Genomic DNA, 20,175 nt, shown 5'->3' on the forward strand with positions numbered 1-20,175 from the left:
TTAAGAAACCCAAAAGACAACGCCATACAGATTAGTTGCCTTCTTTCAATACTATCTTAGCGACCATTTCAACATTTCCAGAGTGAATGTAGCAACAGATGAGGTGTTGGTGGTTTACAATATACCAGATCATTTCTTAGACTTTTTTGCAATAAGTTCTTTTGTTTTATTAGTAACAAACGCCTCAAAATCTGAATGCTGAATCACATCTTTAAGTATTTCTTCCCCTAAAAACCTCATTTTAAATTGTTTATAAAATTCATCAAAATCTGTTAAGTTTTTATTATTAAGGGCTCCTATCATCCCATTAATTTTCCTGCTATATTTATCTCTTAGAGATTGACTATCATAACAGTCATTAAGAATTTTTTTAAGAATATCTTTGGATAATCTTTGATCAATAACTTGAGCTATAGAGGGGATTTCTACTATAAAGTGGCCCCAAATATAATAATATCCATTGTATTTAAAGTGACCGCTTTTATAAGAATTTTCTTTAAACCATCTAATTGTATCTACCAATTTTGTATAATGAGGTGGCGCTATATTAGTACTTGGAGCTTTGAACAGTCTGTTGTAATCACCTTTACTCACTTCTACTACATACCCCTGTGGAAGAAGTGGTACTAAATTTGCAAATGTGGCAGCAAAAAAACCTTTACCAAAGCTATTAATTTTTTTGCAAATTTCATCAAAATTGGATTGACCCTCATCTTCGATAATTTCTTGCAAGTCCTCTTCCGATAAACTCCCAGGAAGTTTCCACCAATTAACATTAATTGAATCAAAATCAAAAATACCTTTATCTATTGCACAATTATCTAACCAATCCGTATCATACTCACTGTTTTGGGTGGGAATAGCGATATTTGTTCCCTTTGCTCTTCGAAAACTCCCAAAATGCCAATCATCATTTTCTATATAAAATATATAGCAACTTGGTAGATGATCTATTACAGAAAAAAAGGCTGCACTTAAAGAAACTTCAGCACCCTGTGAAATTTGCTCTAATAATTCAGTAAATCCCTTTTTTTCGTGCTTAGTTACCATTTCTTCTAACCACTCTGATGGCATAAGAATTTCGGCTGCAAATTTATTTGCTTCAGCCTCCATTAATTGATAAGAATCACCATCCACATCGTCATTCTTATCGGTGTGACAAGATATCATACCACTATGCCAAGGAATAATTAAATGACCTAATTCATGTGCCAATGTAAATCTCTTACGATTATCAGATTTAAAACGATCTAATATTACTAGCGGTCTATCAATATTCATAATACAAATTGCATCTGTATTATTGGGTAAGGAATCTTCCACGCAATTCGCATAATTTTCTAGTAGTTCTCTAATATTAATTGGCGGAGAAAGGGAATATTTATTTATAATCCTATTAGCAAGTTTTTTTACCCTCAGAAATGAATTAGCCATTTTATTTTAACCCCTATAATAATATGCCTTTTCTCTTTAGCCATTCTCTAACCTGCGTGGCCTCTTCTGGAGTAGAAGCTCTTGCAACAAGTTTTTGTACATCATTTTCTTTAATATATTCAGTAATAGATTTACCTATTTCTCTAGCGTAAAAAATAGTCTTCAGCATAGAATCATTTTCTACCCAGATACCATATTCTTCAAATGTCATACCGAGGTAATCATGTAGCTCCTCTTTAGAATCACTTTCATGCCATTCATCAATATAATCATCTATTTCCTCTAGTAGAGCATCCCCTTCTAGGCAAGCTTCCATAAATTTCAACTTAGACATCTAATTTCCTACCTTTCACTGGTGGTTTTATAGTTAACCCTGTTATTGGATCAGCACTCCCTAAATGTCTACCACGTTTATTAAAAACCTCGATTTCACCATGCAATGAATCCCATGTATAAAGCCTTTTACCATCTTGGGATTGCCAAACCTTTCTATCTCCAACAACCTTTAAATAGATACATGTATCTAAAAATGAAGGTCTTGGAAGTATAACGTGAACCATTACATCTCCCCCATAAGTTTAGATATGAAATTTCTACCATTACCTCCTAATTATACATAATTATATCCGAGTCTTCCAAAAATTTCGATTCCTAATAAAAATCTATAGTAAATTCTTGCAATATATATCTGAAAGGGTTGTATTAATCTCAACAATAAATAAATTCCAACTGGATCAGAGCCGCTACCTCTGTCAAAACGCTGTCGTTTTAGTAAGTTCGACATGGAAAACTACTGAAAAGAATAACCGTGGGAGCGCCCTTAAGTCACGCAAAAGAAGAGGTCTTGTGAGTTGGGCCGACGCAGAAAATCAACGTAGCAATCATTAGGCAAGGTCTTTACTGCTGTTTTCAGACTGGATTGTGAGCCTTAGAGGAGTGGGAGCGACTTCTTGCAGTAACAGTTCGGTGGAACGTTTCGATTGGCTATGGTCAATGGTACTTGTTATTGGCGGTTCAAGTATTCGTTCTCCACTTACTTTTCCTTGATAGCTTTTAGAATTGAACCAGTTGCGATTAACATTGTACCTGCTACAAAGAATGACGCACTAAGTACAAAGAAACCTGTAAGTACATTTGTATTGATAATATAATTATACGCATCTCCGCCTACGTAGGCATATTTATTCGAATCGGTATATGATTCAGAATTTTGATATCCTCCGAGTCTATCAAATCCTAAGAAAAGTAATACTGCTGAATGGATGTAAAAGATAATTTCCCAAATTGTCCATTTTTTGTTTTCACGATAATTCTCCTTTTTGTGTCTATCATTAATTAATTCATTTATAAAGCTTAATTGTTTTTTATTGTAATGTAAACTATATTAATTTCGACTTTCTTAACCTCAACATCTTTTCCTAGCTTATCAACTTCTGATGTTAATTGATTCTTATTATCAACAAGATTTAAAATCTCTTCGACTTCTTTCTATTGTCAAGTTTCTTTCGCTCAGCATCCATACCTTCTTTAATCTTCCTCTTTATGTATGTTAATTCATTCTCTTTATCATCAAGTTTCTTTTTCAACTTCCACGCTCTCATATTTCTTTCTCGGACACTCAACATCTCTATACCATGTGTATGAACCATACCTATACCTATTCCCTCCATAAGTCCTCCTCTGATTGTGGAAATTGTCCCTCTCTCTACTTCAAAAAAAGGAATGAGTTCCCTCATTCCCCTTACCATTATACAGACAGCTAAGCACATAATTTTGTGGTCATAAATGGTCAAAGAACTTGCAAAAATCACTGCTTTTTAATAGAATTCCGTTAATACAAATCCGTAAAAACATCTTTAAATCATAATTTCTCCCGTAGCTCAGCAGTGAGAGCGCCACCTTGCCGGAGAAGAGATCGCAGGTTCGAATCTAATTGGAATTATTATGAGTCAGATTTATTCTATTTGACCCATACTGGCCTACCGAAAACATGTTGAGGTAACACTATGCAAAAATTAATAGTACTTTATTAACTTCAGGTGTTTTGAATAGTAGATGTTTAGGTTCTCTTTGCTATCTACCAATAAACTCTTCCACATCATTGTTTTAAGTATTTTTCATATCAAATTTTATAGTGGGAGTGGGAGTAACAGATACTCTCACTAATAAATTGAACGAATGCTTCTTCAAAATTTCAACCTCATTTTTATTAAATAAGATAAAACTTCAAATTATAGTTTCTTCCAGCTAGGGGAAATTACTAACAAATGATTATCTTCATTCAAAACTAGATACCATTGATCATTGTAATTTATAAGACTAGGTAAAGGTTTTTCTGGTGGAACTACAAGGAAATTAGCTGCATCATATTGATAGTTGTAACAATTTAACATATCAATATTTAATGATACTTCTTTTCTTAATGAATTTTCTATAAAATTAGCATTCATTAGAACCGTCTCAAAATCATTATGATACTTTAAATATAGGGCATTTAATGGAACTGTTTTAACTTTATTATCTTCCTCTATTGTCAGTGTATACGATTGATTAAAACCAAGAGTTATCTCAAACTCTTGAGTAGAGAAATTTTTATAGATATTCATTGCTACTTCTTTAATTAATTTTGGTCTAGTCTTATCAAAGCTAAATGCTTTAGTTTTATTTAAATCTTCATGGGCAAACGCTAAGTTCTCTATACTGCAATTGTGAGGATTATTATCCAAGTGTTCTATAATAAACTTATTATCTCGCATTTTATCAACTATCTTTTTTCCGTACCATAAACACATTACTATTTCATAAAGTTTCCTATACCTTTTAGTAAAAGGAGCACTTCCAGTATAAATGTATGTTCTCTTTCCTTTTTTTATATTACCATCACTAACATACCAATTTAATTTACCGACTATATCCCAGATTTTTTTTGTATATTCAGTAAAACCGTACACACTTCTGTCTTCAGAAATAAATATAATTCTTTCATTATCATGTGAAACTTTTAATTTCATTTTTTACCTCACTTATGATTTATATAAAAACTTACATACTCAATTTTATATGTAATAAACTAAGTACAATTTCTCTTATTCTCCTTCAGCTTTCAGATACGAAAAAATTACTATCCCCCAAATAAATAATAGATAATACATTTTAAAGATGAACCATCTTATTTATAAGTTAAATTACATTGTTTAGTCGCGCCAATTTGAAATGATATCATTTTAAATCCTTCAATTTTATTTTAGGAGAAAAATCTTCTTTTACATTATATATACTTCTTTATAGGAATATAGTTACCTCAAAAAAACTTACAATATCTTTTTTCATTCCTTTAATCAGGCTATCATAACTAGCATTCAACATCAGATGGTCTTCATCACTATATTCATCCTGATAAGTACACATTTTTATACGTTCGTCCATTTCCGCTACTATTAAAAGCATATCCTAATCTAACAAATGATAATTTCCATAAATACTAGGACGGAAATTATTATTGTAAGCTTTTGTATAAAACTTTAACATTTGACTTCCCACATCATTATGCATCATGTATTCCCCATCTAGTTTAATAACACGGTTATACAGCTCTAATACGTTGTTAATCCAGTGTATTTTTATTTTGTAAGCTGTAAAACTTTCATAACACCCTCATTCACTTTTAAATTTTAATCTCTTCATGTGCTATAGTACGATGTATCTCTTTTTTATTTCAAGTAATATAATTAACAATCCCCCCATATTAACAAAAACTCTCTTAATTTATTATTAAGAGAGTTTTTAAATCAAATTTAAATTCTGTATGAATTTTACTATATAAAACTAATCATCACGATAAAACTAAAAGAAGACCTACAATTAAGTTCTATGTAATATGCAAAATAATACCGATTAAAATAGATTGTGTTTTATGATATAGCATCACAAATTTTATTCCCATAGTCCTTGCTGTAAAATGAAGCAAATTTACTAAAACAACTTTATCTTAGCTCACTTCATCTCACCTTCTCAACCTCTTCATTTTAATCGGAAAATTAAGAAAGAAAATGCTAAAATAAAGGGATTAACTCTTTTCTTATTCCAAACTAGTTATATCATTTCGTATAATAGAAATATACATATATCCTACTACACTTCAAGGGGGCCTTTATCTTGAACTATGGCTGGGCTGGAACTATTGAACAATTTAAGAAATTAGATGTACAGTTTTTCGTTAAACAATTGCTAGATCATGTCTATAAAACCAATACAAATGATCCAAAAATAGCTTCTCAAAAGAGAGCATGGATTGATAGTTATAATAAACTACAAGATTTATTTAATCGATTTTCTAATTTAGATGCATCACTTATTTTTGAATATGAGATTTTACGCGGAGGCGGTCGTCGCCCAGATGTACTTTTACTGATCAATGGTTATCTGATAGTCCTCGAATGTAAAAGTTATAATAGCGTTTCACCTTCTGAATATATTCAAACATCTCTTTATATGCGTGATCTTGAACATTATCACTCAGCTATTCAACAATCTAACATGCAAGTCATAGGTGTTTTGCTGCTTACAAACTATGAAGGTGAACGCTGGGTTTTCCAAAAAGAATATCAAGTAACCCTCTCCACTGTTGATGGATTGGAAAGCATTCTTAAACGAATCATCAATAAAACAAAAGTACCAACTTTGACGCTAGAGGAAATAATCGATGGTGTCTATGAACCCTCACCTTCTATGCTAGAAGCTGCTCGATCCATTTTAAATAATGAACCGCTCCCTGACATTAAAGCTGTATCAAGCAGTAACTTTCCAGAAGTACAACAAACTGTACGCTCAATTATTGAAGAAGCTCAACGTACAAATACCCATCATCTCATTTTAGTATCTGGTGAGCCGGGAGCAGGTAAAACATATTTAGGTTTAACTATTGCACACGAGATGAAAAATGCAGTTTATTTATCTGGTAACGGCCCATTAGTAGACGTATTACAAGATACGTTAAAAAATAGAACCTTCGTACAAGGTTTATATGGATATAAAATGGATTTTCTCGAAAAGAGAATGATTCCAAAAGAACAAATCATCATTTTTGATGAAGCCCAACGAGCATGGGATGCAAAAAAAGTCGACCAATCACTAACTCGAAAAAATCGAGAAGCTCAAAACTTAAGCGAACCGGATATTATAATGAATATCACAACAAACAATAAACCGTGGAGTGTAACAATTGGCTTAATTGGTGAAGGACAAGAGATCTATTCTGGTGAAGAAGGCGGTCTCGCTCTATGGAATACTGCGATCGCTGGAAAAAACGTGACTGTTCACTCTAAACATCCTAATTCTCTATTTACAAATGCAGCACATTATAGAACTCATTCTCAGCTACATTTAAACTCATCTTTCCGTGCTCATGCAGCTTTAAAATACTATGAAATTATTAATACTTTATTAGATGCTAATTTTGAACAAACAAAACAACTTATTCATAAGCTACCAAAAGAACATTATCAACTTTTTATTACGCGTGATTTAGCCAAAGCCAAACACACTTTACATCAGCTTTATCAGGATGATACAAAAACAGTTGGCGTTGTCTGTGCTGGTGGCGCTGATCATCAAAAAGAAGTCCCTGTTCTACCAAGAGATGAACGATATGAACGCCCTAGTAAAATCGCTCAATACTTTAACTATCCCGAATCCCAGTACTATTGTAGGACGCTTAACTATAGCTCAACTGAATTCCAAACACAGGGACTTGAACTAGATATGACGCTTGTTCATTGGGATGATGATCTATATCTACAGAATGGGACTTGGAAGGGGCAGCACTATCAATGGGGTGTTGAAGATCCGTTCCAAATTAAGCTCAATGCGTATAGAGTTATTTTAACAAGAGGTCGGGATGGAACAATTATTTACATACCACCAAAACCGATTCTAGATGAGGCTTGGAACTTATTAAAAAACCATTTGCACATTCCTGAATTGAAGTGTTAGAGCTTAGGAATATAAGAAGTGTAAAAAACGTTATTCTTTCTAAAAAGATACTAGAAAGAATAACGTTTTTATGAATTTTTCGATTCAACATGAATTACAACCTTTTGCAGGAAAATTACAGTGATATTTGACAATTTCATACATAGACAATTATTCAATGGGATTATCTGTTCCTTTAAAAACTTGCACCAGAACCTTTCTTAGATACTAGTAGGTTCAGAGACTAATATTGTTTTAATGGAATTAATCTCTTTTCTTTCATTAGTAGTTGGATCAAATCCCATTAAGTTATCAATAGCTGTATCAAAATTTTCAAGTGCTACCTTTTCCGTAATTAAATTCGATAATTCTGGAAGATCTATAGCACAGGATAGAGCCTTTTCCATCATATGATGCGCTTCTCCAGTTCCAATAATTGTAATACCTTTTGATAGTAATTCAAACGGTTTAACCGTAAACTCATAGGTATCATCAAACCCCATTGGAATAAGTCTTCCACCTTTTTCAATCAATGGATATGCCCAATCTAGTTGATTACCTATGGCATCAAAAATTACATCGAACTTTCTTCCTTGATTAATCCGGTAGATTTCTTCTAAAGTAAGTTTTTGCGGATGATATACATATTTAGTTATTTTTCGTGCAGCTTCTGCTCTAATGGGACCAATTTCCGTGGCAACTGTAATTCTAGAAAGCTTTCTAGCAATCATCTGAACTAATAGTCCAATTGGCCCAGACCCTAAAACTAGAACGGAGTCATCTGGTTTTATATTAGCTTTTTCTATAACGCTAAGAACACATGAAAGAGGTTCAATTAATGTTGCTCTCTCCCATTCCATTGATTCAGGTAACTTGTAAATAAATCTATCTTCTCCAACGTAATATTCTCCAAAAGTCCCATGAGCACCATTTCCTAGCTGCCATTCATCAAACTCTTCGCAATAGCATGTTAAACCTTTTCTACAGTAATAACATTTCCCACAAAACTGGGTAGGATCAATTACAACACGATCTCCCACGGTTACATTTCTAACCTCTTCTCCAACCGATTCATGTCCCATAACCATATTTGGAGCGGCATACATCTTCCCTTTTAATACATTTAAATCGGTCCCGCAAATCCCAGTACCATAAATCTTGATTTTTACATCATTATTTTTTTGTATTTGAGGTTCTTCCACTTCTTTATATTCTAATGCTTTATTTTCAGTCCATACCAATGCCTTCAAACTTTTTCACGCTCCGTTTCCAATTAATTTTCTCCAATAAATTTTGGTGTAATTCTTTGGTAGAAGTTGCTATACATGACTGTTGGTTAGTATAACTGAGATCTGTTAAAAGAGTTTCATCTAAAGAGTTACCTTAATATATGGAAGTTTTCGTAATTCCCTCCATTTTTTTAAGTTTCTTTACAATTAGGAGATTTATGTATTCATGATTTGGGTTATTTTTCATTGGTAGACTTAGATCAAATGGATCAACGAGGTACATACTATTTTTCTCATTTGAAATTAAACACGAAGGTATATGTAAAAAATCTAAACCTGGATATCCCAGTCAGTAGTCGGGATTAGATTTGGCTTACTACGTTAGGGAAAATTTCCAAATCAGTAAATAGTGGAATAAATCTCAATAAAATATACACAATAAACATATTGAAAAGTCTTTTCGAGGGGAGTCTATGTTGTGTTTCCTATTTTTAAATTTTTGAAACAAGGACGTTATTCTGTAGATAATCAAGACAATAGAACTTCAAATATACAGAAAGAAAATGTAGAGAATCATAACATCCACTGTGACTTATTCCAAAACATAAATAATCTTCAAAAAAATTTTCAACAAGCTCCAGATCTGGTAATTCGTCAATTTCAACTAGTAAATAGATCAGAAGCTGCTCTAATATATTTATCAGGATTAACAGATACACAATCTATTCATAATAATATACTGTCCCCTTTGATGCATACAACGTTTGAAATTAGTAATGGTCTCCCTGTCACAATAGGAGAAGTTCAAATAATTAATACTTGGAATCAATTCGAAAATGCTATTTTTCAAGGGGACAGCATATTATTAGTTCACGGTCTAGACGCAGGATATCAACTAAATACAAAAGGGTGGCCACAAAGAGATATAACAGAACCTAAAAATGAAATCTCTCTAAAAGGGACTCATCAAGGATTTGTAGAAACGTCTAGTCAAAATATAGCTTTAATACGAAGGTATATCCCTAACAGAGAATTAGTATTAAAAGAGGTTTTTATTGGTAGTAGAGGAAAGACCAAAGTATCTATTTTATATTTAAGAGATGTAGCTTCTGAAGATGTACTTAAGGAATTGGAAACTAGAATTAAAAATATTGTGGTGGATTCGATTATTAATACTGGTGAAATAATCGAGTTTATTGAGGATAACCCTTATTCACCATTTCCACAGTTCATCTTGACCGAAAGGCCTGATTCAACTGTATCTCACATTCTTCATGGGAGATACGTCATTGTTGTGGATCGAAGCCCAAATGTATTGATTACTCCCGTAAATTTCATTTCTTTCTTTCAAGGGATAGATGACTACAACACACGTTGGTTAGTATCTTCCTCTGTTAGATTACTACGTTTTATAGGTTTTTTTATAGCTTTATTATTACCTGCAACATATGTAGCGTTTATTTCATTTAATTATGAAGTTATCCCTGTACAGCTCTATTTATCAATTGCAGAATCAAGAGAACGTGTTCCGTTTCTTCCAGTGATAGAAGCTTTACTTATGGAGATTACCTTAGAAATGATGAGAGAGGCTGCCCTTCGTTTACCCACTCCCATTAGCCAGACCGTAGGGATTGTTGGAGGTATTGTGATTGGACAAGCTGCTGTTCAAGCAGGGATTGTGAGTAATATTATGATTATTATTGTTGCTGTTACAACTATAGCTTCTTCTATTGTTCCTAATTATGAAATGGGTTTGGCAATAAGATTATTACGTTTTCCTATGATGTTATTAGCTGCTTTATTTGGAATGGTAGGAATTATTATCGGCTGGATGACTATAATTGCACATCTTGTAAGTTTAGAATCCTTAGGTACTCCTTATGGTAGTCCTTTGTCCCCTTTTCACATTTCAGGTATGAAGGACACGTTTGTTCGCTTTCCTTTGTGGTCAATGAAGAGAAGATCCAAAAATATTACAAAGAATGACAAAGAAACTAATCCTGATAAAGGGTGAAAATATGAAAAAATATGCACATAATGACATCACTGTCATGCAATATATTTTTATTATTAATGCCTCACAAGTGGGAACTGGAGTCCTATCCCTTCCAAGGGTACTTGCAGAAAAAGCTGGCACAGATAGCTGGATAGCACTATTTATTGGATGGTTTTGCGCTATGACCGCCAGCATTTTACTAATTCAAACAGCGAAAGACTATCCAAATGATACCTTATATGAAATTCTTATTCGATTTTTTGGGAAAATCATTGGTAGCATGGTAATTATTCTTTATATGATATATTTTGCTTTTTACGCATGGACAGTTCTAATTAATGGCATGCTTTATATTAAGGCCTGGCTTCTTCCAAAAACAGCCGACTATATTATTTTGTTTTTGTTCTCTATTCCAACCTTTCTGGTTGCACGCAATGGTGTTCGGATAATAGGTCGATACTGTGAATTATGTTTTTATATGACAATGTGGATTCCATTTTTTTTCTTCATACCATTAAAAGATAGCAATTGGTTACACTTTCTTCCATTATTAAAGGAGGGTTGGAAACCTATATTTTCGGCTGTTCCATCTACTATCTTTTCCTTTATAGGATTTGAAATGGCATTTTTTCTGTATCCTTTTTTACAAAAAAAGCAATATGCAACGCAAGGCATTATTATAGCAAATACCTTAACATTTGTATTTTATCTATTTACTATAGTTATTTGCTTTTTATACTTCAGTCCAGATGCAATTTTAGAGTTTAATCAACCCGTACTAAACTTACTTAAAGTTATTGAATTTCGTTTTTTAGAACGGTTTGATATGATTTTATTATCTATTTACTTACTTGTCGTCTCTACTGCATGGATTCCTTGTGTATACGGAGCTGCGTTTTGTTCTAGTCGACTAATTGGAAAACAAGATCATACTCTTCAAGTATTTATTTTATTATTGGCAGTAATTATAGTAACGTTTTGGATTCATCCCTCATGGAATGAATCTGAACTATTTCAAAGTCTCACATCGAAAGGTGGAATTGTATTAGCTTTCTTATTCCCTGTATTTTTATGGATATATAACTTAATCTACAAAAAATACTTTCGGAGGGAAGCACATTGAAGCAAAAAATATTATGCTGTGTTTTAATTCAGCTACTGTTACTCACAGGGTGTTCAGATTCAGACCAAATGAATGTAGAAGATGTTACACTCACGCTTATACTGGGTTTAGATTTGGATGAAAATGATAATTTGAAAGTATACTTATCCAGTCCTGTTTTCAATAAAGAGGCTAAGATTAAAGAGGAACAATATGGTGTAAAATCTGTTACTGTGCGAAACTCTCGTGAAAAATTTGATACCATGGTTATGGCCTTGACATCAGGGAGCAAGACACAACTTATTTTGATTGGTAAACGACTTTTAAAACAAAAGAAGTGGGCTGATTATTTAGATCCTTTTTATCGAGATCCCAAGAACACGGTTACTTCAAAAATTGTTGCTGTGGATGGATCTGTTTCAGACATAATTTATTATGCTCCTAAAAATAAACCTCGTCTTCCTATATTTTTGACAAAACTAATTGAGACTGGACATAGAAGAAATATTACTGTAAAAACGACTCTTCAAGATTTTCATAACCAAACAAAAGAAAAAGGAATGACAGCGAGTGTAAGTGCACTTAAAAAGGATAATAATTTAAAGTTGACAGGTTCCACATTACTTGATGAACAGAATAGATATAAGCTAACTATTACACCAAAAGAAAATTTATTATTAAGCATTTTACAAAATAAGATACAGGGAGAATTTCCATTTACTATTGCCGTACCACTACAATCTGAAAGCAAAGAAAAACATTGGTTAAGTTTTAATGCTCAAGGTACCAAAGTAAAAACAAGCGTACAATATAAAGAAAATTTTTTGTTTAATATAAATGTACATATGAGAATTCTAATTTCAGAACGAATGTTCTCTTTTAATGTTAGGGATAAAGCGGAGAGATTAGAAAAAAGCATTGAAAAGGAGTTGGAAAGTGATTTAGAACATTTCATAAAAAAAATACAAAAAGCAGAAATTGACCCTATAGGATTTGGAGTGTATGCACGAGCGTATACATATAAGGATTGGAAAAGGGTCCAAAAGCAATGGGGAAAAGCATTATCGAAGGCTGATGTTAAAGTTAATGTACATGTTAAAATTAGTGGAATGGGTACAATCAAGTAAGATGAACTCAAAATAATAATTTTTAAGCAATTCTTGGGTAGCACCACATTACCATCAACTTAAAAAATAAAGTCTCAAAAAAGAAATAATGAGCCGAAATCTTATGAATAACTATGAAAAAATAAAATTTTTATTATGGGGCGTCTTAAAATCTTAGGTTGATAGTGATATGGCGGCCCCCTATAATAAGTATCTTTCCACAAAGAAAAGACACCCTAAGGTGCCTTCCTCCGACTTGATAACCACTTTAATTTTAATAATATGTATTGGACTTTCATCCAAAGATAATTCTAACATGTTTTCAGAAAAATGAAAGCGGATTCTTTAACTTACTTAATTACTTTGTCCATAACCTCTTTATATTTGTTAAATTGGGCATCTTCCATATCACCGTTCATTTGTATAAGGAAGTTACCTTTTGCGTAAGTATGAGAGAATAGCATTTGATTACCATTGCCTAAATCATCATAGTATTTCTTAGCTTTTTCAAGATCTTCTTTGTTTTTAAACTCAAATATTCGACCGCCACTATCTTCACCTAATGCTGGAACCAGAATGCGCTTTGCTTCTTTTCTAGTATTTCCAAATTCTTTTTCTGGTAGGTCACTAGGATTTTCAGCTTCCAATCCTGCAGCTTTAAATTCTTCAATTACCTTACCAACCGTGACATTACTTGTCATTGATTTAACGCTGTCACAAGCAGCTAAACCGAATAATAATAGAGCTCCAATAAATAATACTGCTAATCTTTTAAACATAGTTGTTCATTCCTCCTAATGTAAATAAATCCGTATATATAATAACAAATTATTAATTTATATATTGTCATATATTGTCGAACGAAAATAAAAAAGGGTGTACCCATGTTCTAAAATTAACAAGACTTATAATAAACATTATAATGCAAAGGATACAACCTATAATATCAATGCTAAGAAATAACTTCCCCTTTATTGTTTTCATTCATAACTATTCCCTTCCAGATGCCACCTCAAATTTACAATTCTTAATATAATAATATATATTTTGACCTTTAACTATTTTTTATATTTAATTATTTTTGTTGGTTCTGGTGCAAGAAATACTGTTATTGTGTGCACCCGGGTAGCAAAATAGCAATAACCCCTGAAATTAAAATTAAACCTGAACAGATTGAAGAATCCACTACAAAAAATCTAACGAAGCAAAAGTAAACAACATATAGATTTGAATTATATTTCTCAACAACCAAAATTACTTAATGTGGCAAAATAATACTCGGGTTGGCACCCAATACCATATTACGCTGGTGCCAGTCGCAGTAAGGCACCTTTGGGTGTCCTTTCTTTTGTTTGAAACACATTCTGGCAAAATACCTGTATCTTTGTTGATTTACGACTCACATAAACCAACAAACTTCGTATATATAATTTGTTACCTTAAATAGGTTGACGATACGAACAGTTATAGGAGGATTTTGTGAATGGTAAAAACAGCATGTGTAAGTATGATTACTGGCATTCTTTTAATATGTTCAACAGGATGTGCCACTCAAACTAATTCCATTACAACTAAAACTCAATCAGTAGATGATGGCACATATACAACAAAAGAGATCACAGACGCATTTCCTGTAGGAACACCCATAACTACTTACATTCAAAAAGAAGAAAAACTGAACGTAAAACATCTCACCAATATTTCACTTACAGATGGTGGCGTCGGTAGAGTTCTGGAAGCAACAGATGGTTTTGTTGTCGTATGTGGGAATGAAAAAGGAGTTTTTGATGTGTTAATATTTAAAACCATGGAAGATGTAAAGAAATATGAACAGAGTTTAAAGCGATAATTAATATCCTTCTTATGCCTTTTACACAAACATTGTCCTCTAGCTCTTGCTATGGCTTTTTCTATGTACTGTATAATTGCATCATGAATACACACACGTTATAATAGTCACCTAATTACATATTAAGAGGTGCAGAAAATGAATAAAACAGAATTAACAAAAGTAGTAGCAGAAAAAGCTGAACTTACACAAAAAGATGCTGCAGCAGCAACACAAGCATTATTAGATACAATAACAAATGCGTTAGCAAATGGAGAGAAAGTACAGATTCTTGGCTTTGGTACATTTGAAGTACGTGAAAGATCTGCACGTACAGGACGTAACCCACAAACAGGTGAAGAAATGCAAATCGCAGCTTCAAAAGCACCTGCTTTTAAGGCTGGAAAAGAATTAAAAGAGGCAGTGAAATAATTTTACATATTGAAAAGATCTTGTTATGAATATCAAGATCTTTTCAATATCCTTTTTGTTTTATTCTAAGGACATATCTTGCAAAATCTCTATATATAAAAGAGATCCCCAAAAGAATGTAACCAACTTGTGTTATGAAGAACATTTTAAGTTCGAAACCAGTGAGCTTTCTTTCCCTTTTTATTTTTCGCAAATATAGAAGCATTATATATTCTCTTTATTTATATACAGCTAGTTTTTGTAAAAGTTGTTCTTTTATAACCGGCCATTCGCTTGCAATAATACTATATACAATTGCATCCCGTACATAACCATTTGGCAATTGTCTTTCGTTTCGCAATACACCTTCTTTTACAGCACCTAGCCTTTCAATTGCGCGCTGTGCTTTTTCATTTCGTAAATCCGTTTTTATTTGCACACGTAACATGTGTAACTCTTCAAAAGCATATTGCAATAACATATACTTACACTCAGTATTTATACTTGTACGATGTACACTTGGATGATACCACGTTTGCCCAAGTTCAACCGTTTTGTTATCATTTGAAATACTGTACAAACGTGTACTACCTACAATTTCATTCGTTTTTTGATCTACAACAACAAATGGTAAATCCGTTTCCCCTTCAAAACCTTTTATTGCTACTTGAACATACTCCTCCATATCTTGAAAGCTATCCATTTTTGCTATTAAATACGTCCATACTTCTTTATTTCCTTCCACAATGTTAAATAAGCTTTCGATATCATTTACTTGCATTAATCGTAACATGGCTCTATCATTTACTATTTCCATAAACTATTCCCCTTTTCAATAGATGCTCCAATAGTTGGCATTTCACAATCATTTTTTCAAATGATTGTGAAATTGGGCATAAATCGAATGATTTGCTACAAGCCTAAAATCATTAAACATTTCCTGGCCCTTCTTACTATAATTTTCACGTAATTACATCTATTTTAAAAGGTCCACCATATATACATTCTCTTTAACTAGTGGTATGGTTTGACACACCATTCCTACAGCTTTTTTATAAACAGCATAATGTTATTTTAAACCTAGATTGCTGGCTGTACTCCATCACTATCAAGCTAACAAGAACAAATTTATCCCCAAACAATAAATACGAACAACACTCAAAAAATTATCGTTCTTGGAGTGTTGTAACTTCTTAACTTAATAGGCATGTGTGGTAGGCACCCTATTTTGAAAACCAACGCTTATAATCAAAAAAGCTCATAAGTATTTATATTGGAAAGTGGGATACTTCACCATCAGATGGTACTAAAATATTGTCGGAAAGTCCTTTTTCATTGATGAAATTTTTTAATTCTTTTCTAGTCAGTAAGCAATGGTTGACAGCTTCCATATGAACAACGATAATAGTTGAATTTTGAGCTTCCATGTATGTTTGATAAATATCTTCTTTAGTCATAATTACAGGATTTCCTTGAAGAAATTGTGCCCCTCCTCCATTTACAACAATTACTTCCGGATTATGCGTTTTAAGCACCTTTTGAACATCGTTACACCATATTGTATCTCCTGCTATATAGAGTGTTTTTTCATTTGGGTGCTTAAAGACAACACCTGAAACTTCCCCCATAAGATGTCCTATGTCTCCTGTACCGTGTTTTCCATCGGTTTTAGTTAGTGTAATGCTCCCCATATTAATGGCATTAGTTAATGCTTCAACGTTCTGAAAACCTTCTTTTTTAATCGCTTCCACGTCTTTTTCATTTTGTGCATAGATTTTTATATCTTTAGGTAGAACCTCTTTTGCAATCTGGTCAAAATGATCAGGATGTAAGTGTGTGATGATAACAGCATCAACCTGAATGATTTCTTCTATAGAAGTTGGTAAGCTAACCAGAGGATTTAGCATATGTTGATTTGGTGTATTAGGAAACGGTGGAATTGATCCTTTTTCAGCTAAAAAAGGATCAATTAGAAACTTCTTATCACCATAATGTAAAACTAGCGTTGCATTTCGTATGAGTCTGATATCCATGAGGTACTCCTCCTTTTGCAAGATTTATTAATAGTATAGAATAAGAAGTAAATAATTTTACATGGTCAAAATCAAGTGTTTATATGATTTGACTTGAAATATGAAAGGATTTGAAACGATGTTAGATGATACAGATAAAAAAATATTAAGAGAGTTATCGAAGAATGGTCGTATCTCGATGAAAGAATTAGGAAGAAAAGTTCATTTAACAGGACAAGCAACGTCTTCTAGAGTAATAAAGTTAGAAGAAAACGGTGTCATAGAAGGTTATACAATTAAATTAAATAAACAAAAATCAGGCTACCCTGTACATACATTTATAAACATATATACAAAAGACGTTCAACATCAGCCCTTTTTATCTTTTATAAAAACACAACATGAATATATTATAAATAACTTTAAAATTAGTGGTGAAGGTTGTTATCTTCTTGAGTGTAAGTTTTCTTCTAATGAAGTACTAAATCAATTTCTAACCCAACTAAACCAGCATGCCAATTATAAATTATCCATAGTGATTAATTAATATGGGCCAAAAAACATTTAATTATTTTTACATTTAAGTTATTGGATTACATCAGCCAGTATAAGTAAAACCACGTGAGAATACGCACAAAGTTGTCTCGAAAAAAGAAACATATACCTGCATAGAATGCGAGGTTATGTTTCTTCTTTGATATAGTGTGTAAGATATACAAAATCAGTGTATATTTAGTACAAATAATCATTGATTTATACTATCTTTTCCTCATTTGGCATTAGAAATTGAAATGGATGAGAACAGATTTGGAACGCTATTCTCAAAAGCTAATGTAAAGGAAGGGATGAGTTCATGTATTCTTTCTTGCATTGGTTTCTTATCTACTTCTCCAAGTTCGTTCAAAAGTTCATTCTCTTCTGAAGACTCATCTCCATTGATTAACATCCTTAACATATCTGAGTTAATGATTTCATGAGGCGAATGAACTAGCCCATTCATCATTATATATTTTTGGAGCATGGATGAATTACCTTCATTTGCTTGCTTTACAGCTTGTTTAAGATATAAATCAAAATATTTCTGTGCAAATTTCACACCTTTTAGTGGAACAGCTCCTACATGTTCAACACCTTTCCAACGTAAATCCGCAATTGAACTCAGCCACCATGCCGGCTCAATAGCTTGTTGCATACGTTGCAGCACCTTGCGTTCGAATCCAGGTTTATGAGTAGAATGTTCTTTTAAACAAGTATCTAACATTTCAGCTTCAATGGCAGCTACGGTCATCCCCTGTCCATAAATGGGATCAAAGTTACAAAAAGCATCACCTAACACTAATAATCCAGATGGCCAATTTTCCATTTGTTCAAAATGTTGACGAGTTGACTCCTGCGCTCTAAATCCTCTTGGGACACTAATTGGTTCTAATTCTTTAATTAACTCTCTCATCATAGGGGTAACTAAAGAATCCAGTTCTTTTTCATATTCTTTTGAATTGGTTGGTGGATAGTGCGTACCTCCAGCAACAAATAGTAGCGCTTGAGCTATGTTATCTTCAATATATAATAGCCCTACAGCACCAACGTTTTTAGCAGGATCTCCTTCAGAAATTGCACTCAATTTCTCTTTGATATGTGAAGGTACTTTATAATATCTCGTGCTATATCCAAAATTCACCTTTAAACGTTCTGGTTCTGGAACATCATATCCCATAGATGTAAGCCATTTATTGAGTTTAGATTGACGACCACATGTGTCAACTACCAAATCGGTTAACACAGTTCGCTTTGTTTTTAATTCGTCTCGTTCTTGAATATTAATTCCAATAACACGCTTGTGATCAGACGAAGCTAAAAGGCCTGTCACCGCTTGCTTTGAATAAAAATGTACATTAGGAATTTCTTGCACACGTTGGCGGATTGTCCATTCTAACAATGCTCGACTGCTTGCTGCACCTTTTCGTTCTATAACTAGTTCCAGTGCCCCATACGGAGAAAATCGAATCATTTTATCATTCTTGACATTATGGGCCCCTAGATTTAATAAATCATCAACATATCCAGGAAAGAAACGGTTCATAATTATTTCTCCGCGTGGTAATACACGATGAGGATGAAAGTCTTGGGGTGTACCTGGACGTTCAGATGGTTTTTGAGGTAACTCATCTTTTTCAACAACTATCACTGTCTCAAAATAACTGGAAAGCACGCGTGCAGTAAGTAAGCCTGCAATACCAGCTCCAATCACAAGTGCCTTTTCTCTTTTTTGCTGTTGATATAGTAATTGATTATCCATCAATAATCTCCCCTCTTTCTAAAAAGTATGTTTGTTCAACATGAATCTATTAAAACTTTTCCAGAAATCAGAATAAACAAATGATGATTCTTCATTATTTTAGTAAGAAGCCCGTTGATATAATAGTTCATATAGGGAAACAAAAACAGATACATTTCAAAACACTACAATCCTCCCTATTACAAGTGAGAAATAATTAACGTGACTAGTAGAATTGTAGTATCTGATAGCACAGGTCTTAAATAGTTTGTTTTTTCGGTTATCAATGTGTCAGTAAACTCAGCACATTTATCGATATACTTTCAAACTCAGTTCTCTTAAAATATATATGTTTATATTTTTTAGATATATGATTTTAAATCCTTCTGAAAACCCAATGGACAAATGCCAGTATTATTCCATTACAGAATTCATCCTAAAATAGTAATCTGTTGAAAAACTCACTTTAACGAACAGGTGCTTTAATTAAATACCTTTATTATCTCTGCAAAGGTATTACAATTTTAAATACGTTTTTCAATCCTTTGAATTTAGTAAAACAATTCATTTAAATAATAAGATTTTACTGCATGATAGGATACCTAAAGCGCTGTTGGTATTTCGTTTCATTATGCCCCTATTGGGATCTGCCTCCATCATTCATATTATTAAAATTACGTTAGTCCAAGTCAGAAAAAGTACACTTAAATGAGTATCTTTTTAACAAAATTCAAGTTCATGTAACCTGTATAAATGCCCACCGCTTATAATAATTTTTTTAATACTGCTTTATTCCCCCTTTAATATTTTTT

17 protein-coding genes and 1 pseudogene are annotated in these 20,175 nt (G+C 32.7%); 7 read left to right on the top strand and 11 right to left on the bottom strand.

Annotated elements, in window-relative coordinates:
- Window positions 1-129 precede the first annotated feature (129 nt).
- From QO049_RS25550 to QO049_RS25570, 5 genes are all read right to left on the bottom strand, one after another.
- Window positions 130-1,434 (bottom strand): ImmA/IrrE family metallo-endopeptidase, encoded by a 1,305-nt coding sequence (locus tag QO049_RS25550; RefSeq protein WP_284489605.1) that lies wholly within the window; start codon window positions 1,432-1,434, stop codon window positions 130-132.
- 13 nt (window positions 1,435-1,447) lie between these two features.
- Window positions 1,448-1,768, bottom strand: a complete 321-nt coding sequence (locus QO049_RS25555; RefSeq protein ID WP_098505027.1) for a hypothetical protein — start codon at window positions 1,766-1,768, stop codon at window positions 1,448-1,450.
- Window positions 1,761-1,994 carry a colicin E3/pyocin S6 family cytotoxin gene (locus QO049_RS25560; RefSeq protein WP_098505026.1) on the bottom strand — a complete coding sequence of 78 codons (234 nt, stop codon included), beginning with the start codon at window positions 1,992-1,994 and terminating at the stop codon, window positions 1,761-1,763. The genes QO049_RS25555 and QO049_RS25560 overlap by 8 nt, the downstream gene beginning before the upstream one ends.
- A 906-nt stretch (window positions 1,995-2,900) precedes the next feature.
- Window positions 2,901-3,104 (bottom strand): hypothetical protein, encoded by a 204-nt coding sequence (locus QO049_RS25565; protein ID WP_098505025.1) that lies wholly within the window; start codon window positions 3,102-3,104, stop codon window positions 2,901-2,903.
- 561 nt (window positions 3,105-3,665) lie between these two features.
- Window positions 3,666-4,445 (bottom strand): hypothetical protein, encoded by a 780-nt coding sequence (locus tag QO049_RS25570; protein ID WP_284489606.1) that lies wholly within the window; start codon window positions 4,443-4,445, stop codon window positions 3,666-3,668.
- Between the two features lie 1,144 nt (window positions 4,446-5,589).
- On the opposite strand from QO049_RS25570, the gene QO049_RS25575 reads away from it, so the two are divergent.
- Window positions 5,590-7,425: a DNA/RNA helicase domain-containing protein gene (locus QO049_RS25575; protein WP_284489607.1), complete on the top strand. Its 1,836-nt coding sequence runs from the start codon at window positions 5,590-5,592 to the stop codon at window positions 7,423-7,425.
- A 200-nt stretch (window positions 7,426-7,625) separates the two neighbouring features.
- Here QO049_RS25575 and QO049_RS25580 read toward each other — a convergent pair whose 3' ends face one another.
- Entirely contained in the window at window positions 7,626-8,654 is a 1,029-nt protein-coding gene (locus QO049_RS25580; RefSeq protein ID WP_284489608.1) for a zinc-dependent alcohol dehydrogenase, read from the bottom strand.
- A pseudogene (locus tag QO049_RS31010) lies at window positions 8,632-8,787 on the bottom strand (inositol monophosphatase family protein); the annotation flags it as partial. The gene QO049_RS25580 and the pseudogene QO049_RS31010, both read right to left, overlap by 23 nt.
- Window positions 8,788-9,111: 324 nt before the next feature.
- Here QO049_RS31010 and QO049_RS25590 point away from each other — a divergent pair.
- The 3 genes from QO049_RS25590 to QO049_RS25600 are packed head-to-tail and all read left to right on the top strand — an operon-like array spanning window position 9,112 to window position 12,858.
- On the top strand, window positions 9,112-10,647 hold the full coding sequence (locus QO049_RS25590; protein WP_284489609.1) for a spore germination protein: 1,536 nt from the start codon (window positions 9,112-9,114) through the stop codon (window positions 10,645-10,647).
- 4 nt (window positions 10,648-10,651) lie between these two features.
- Window positions 10,652-11,752 carry a GerAB/ArcD/ProY family transporter gene (locus QO049_RS25595; protein WP_284489610.1) on the top strand — a complete coding sequence of 367 codons (1,101 nt, stop codon included), beginning with the start codon at window positions 10,652-10,654 and terminating at the stop codon, window positions 11,750-11,752.
- Window positions 11,749-12,858 carry a Ger(x)C family spore germination protein gene (locus tag QO049_RS25600; protein WP_098570454.1) on the top strand — a complete coding sequence of 370 codons (1,110 nt, stop codon included), beginning with the start codon at window positions 11,749-11,751 and terminating at the stop codon, window positions 12,856-12,858. The genes QO049_RS25595 and QO049_RS25600 overlap by 4 nt, the downstream gene beginning before the upstream one ends.
- Before the next feature lie 329 nt (window positions 12,859-13,187).
- Here QO049_RS25600 and QO049_RS25605 read toward each other — a convergent pair whose 3' ends face one another.
- Window positions 13,188-13,616: a hypothetical protein gene (locus QO049_RS25605; protein WP_063538911.1), complete on the bottom strand. Its 429-nt coding sequence runs from the start codon at window positions 13,614-13,616 to the stop codon at window positions 13,188-13,190.
- A gap of 704 nt (window positions 13,617-14,320) precedes the next feature.
- Between QO049_RS25605 and QO049_RS25610 the strand changes: the two genes are divergently transcribed.
- The gene (locus tag QO049_RS25610) at window positions 14,321-14,686 is read left to right on the top strand and encodes a hypothetical protein (protein ID WP_098570459.1); all 366 of its coding nucleotides are present in this window, start codon (window positions 14,321-14,323) and stop codon (window positions 14,684-14,686) included.
- Window positions 14,687-14,824: 138 nt separating this feature from the next.
- A complete protein-coding gene (locus QO049_RS25615; RefSeq protein ID WP_001043941.1) occupies window positions 14,825-15,097 on the top strand; it encodes an HU family DNA-binding protein in 273 nt (90 codons plus the stop codon).
- A gap of 217 nt (window positions 15,098-15,314) precedes the next feature.
- Here QO049_RS25615 and QO049_RS25620 read toward each other — a convergent pair whose 3' ends face one another.
- The gene (locus tag QO049_RS25620) at window positions 15,315-15,893 is read right to left on the bottom strand and encodes a GNAT family N-acetyltransferase (RefSeq protein ID WP_284489611.1); all 579 of its coding nucleotides are present in this window, start codon (window positions 15,891-15,893) and stop codon (window positions 15,315-15,317) included.
- Window positions 15,894-16,344: 451 nt separating this feature from the next.
- The gene (locus QO049_RS25625; RefSeq protein ID WP_284489612.1) at window positions 16,345-17,109 is read right to left on the bottom strand and encodes an MBL fold metallo-hydrolase; all 765 of its coding nucleotides are present in this window, start codon (window positions 17,107-17,109) and stop codon (window positions 16,345-16,347) included.
- 118 nt (window positions 17,110-17,227) lie between these two features.
- On the opposite strand from QO049_RS25625, the gene QO049_RS25630 reads away from it, so the two are divergent.
- The gene (locus QO049_RS25630) at window positions 17,228-17,635 is read left to right on the top strand and encodes an Lrp/AsnC family transcriptional regulator (RefSeq protein WP_000883328.1); all 408 of its coding nucleotides are present in this window, start codon (window positions 17,228-17,230) and stop codon (window positions 17,633-17,635) included.
- Window positions 17,636-17,857: 222 nt separating this feature from the next.
- On the opposite strand, the gene QO049_RS25635 is transcribed toward QO049_RS25630, so the two are convergent.
- Window positions 17,858-19,384, bottom strand: coding sequence for an NAD(P)/FAD-dependent oxidoreductase (locus tag QO049_RS25635; protein ID WP_284489613.1), 1,527 nt, complete (start codon window positions 19,382-19,384; stop codon window positions 17,858-17,860).
- Between the last annotated feature and the right edge of the window lie 791 nt (window positions 19,385-20,175).

This window comes from Bacillus sp. RB3, assembly GCF_030164735.1.
In the GTDB taxonomy this organism is placed as follows: Bacteria; Bacillota; Bacilli; order Bacillales; family Bacillaceae_G; genus Bacillus_A; species Bacillus_A cereus.